Genomic DNA, 1,627 nt, shown 5'->3' on the forward strand with positions numbered 1-1,627 from the left:
GCGTTTTGCGGCTACTCACTTGATTAATTTGGAAAAAACACAGTTTCAACGAATACCATGCTTATTTTCATTAGGTTCCTAGACGGACTCTAATAATGAACAATTACAAGTAATAATTCCCTCATATGCACCATTTTAATCTGATTAATTATGTAAATTAAAGCAAAATCCTTCTATATCTTACGAACCAATGAAGCCAACATCGTTGACTTTTTCCCCCACCAGAGCGATACTCACCTTGTGCCACCACTGGCAGACGCCAAGGAATAGCGGATTTGACCCCGCTGCCCCATCAACTGAATAGCGTCGGCGCTCAATACAGACATCGGCTAGTTGCAGGTCGGGCAGGCTGTGGAAGTAACACTGGACACCTTTCCTTTTCAGAAATACGGCACACTGCCGGGAAAGCTATTGTCGATCATTCCGGACGCCTACGATGATCCGCAACTGGGCCCGGTGTACAAGATTATGGTGGGCCTCGACCAGATGAGTCTTGTCGTCGATGGGCAAAAGATGCCCGTTGCTCCGGGCATGACCGTCAGCACGAAAATTAAAACGGGGAAAAGGAGGATTATTGGTTTTTTCCTGTCGCCGATTGTGAAGTATGCGAAGGAAAGTTTGGCAATACGGTAATTGAAGTTTATTACTCTGATTGATGATAATGCTTGGAGGGATAATTTTGCTTGATAAAAAAACTACTGCATTAATAATATCAGTGCTGTTATTGATCACTTTAACTTCTTGCGGAACAAGTGATGAGTTATCAGAAGAAAAACTAAAAATGAATCAATATTTACTTGAGAGATATGGACAGGAGTTTGTAGTAAACGACATTAACTATACTTATGACTATTTTGGTAGTCCAAAAATGATAAAAGCAATCGCGCATTCAAAAGAGTATCCAGAACTCAAATTCGAAATAAAAAAATACGCTGATGGCCGTATTTGGAAGGAGGCTGGCATGGATGTTTACTACAATGAATCATTCATATGGTCATTATGGTCTAAACAAGCTGAAACAAAAATGGATGGGCTAATGAGCAAAAGCTATTTTAGAACAATTATATCATTTCCTCCACATGATATATATCCAAATATCTATGGTAAAGCCATGGATTTAACAAATGCAAAAAAAATGTTTAAAAATAAAATTTCACTTGATATTTATTGCGCATTTTTCGATGACAGAAAAGAAGATTCGTTAGATAAGATTCTCTCGATTATAAATGCATATAAAGACTATGATTATCACAAAATATCTCTTGTTGTCGCTTATTTCGATGGACATTATCAAAAAAGCATTGAAAAAAACTTTAATAAATACATGAATAGCATGGATCCTGATTATAAAAAAACAATTACAAAAGAGTATAGAATTAATGATATAAAAAACGTGAATTCATTGGAACAATTGGAAGAATACGCTTTTCGGCGCCAAGGTTTATAATAAAGTAAAATTATGAGATGTGCTTCGATTAAGGAGGGTTTATTCGTGTTTGGTTAACCAAAAATATATTGATAATATAATTCATTAATAGAGTCCGTCTAGGAACCTAATGAAAATAAGCATGGTATTCGTTGAAACTGTGTTTTTTCCAAATTAATCAAGAAAGTAGCCACAAAACGC

2 protein-coding genes are annotated in these 1,627 nt (G+C 36.2%); both read left to right on the forward strand.

The window, feature by feature from the left end; genetic code table 11:
- The first annotated feature begins 333 nt into the window (after positions 1 to 333).
- Positions 334 to 633 carry an HlyD family secretion protein gene (locus EDD73_RS14700; protein ID WP_264672952.1) on the forward strand — a complete coding sequence of 100 codons (300 nt, stop codon included), beginning with the start codon at positions 334 to 336 and terminating at the stop codon, positions 631 to 633.
- Positions 634 to 679: 46 nt separating this feature from the next.
- Positions 680 to 1,447, forward strand: coding sequence for a hypothetical protein (locus EDD73_RS14705; RefSeq protein WP_131921190.1), 768 nt, complete (start codon positions 680 to 682; stop codon positions 1,445 to 1,447).
- The last annotated feature ends 180 nt before the right edge of the window (positions 1,448 to 1,627 follow it).

Source organism: Heliophilum fasciatum, from assembly GCF_004341395.1.
Lineage (GTDB): Bacteria > Bacillota > Desulfitobacteriia > Heliobacteriales > Heliobacteriaceae > Heliophilum > Heliophilum fasciatum.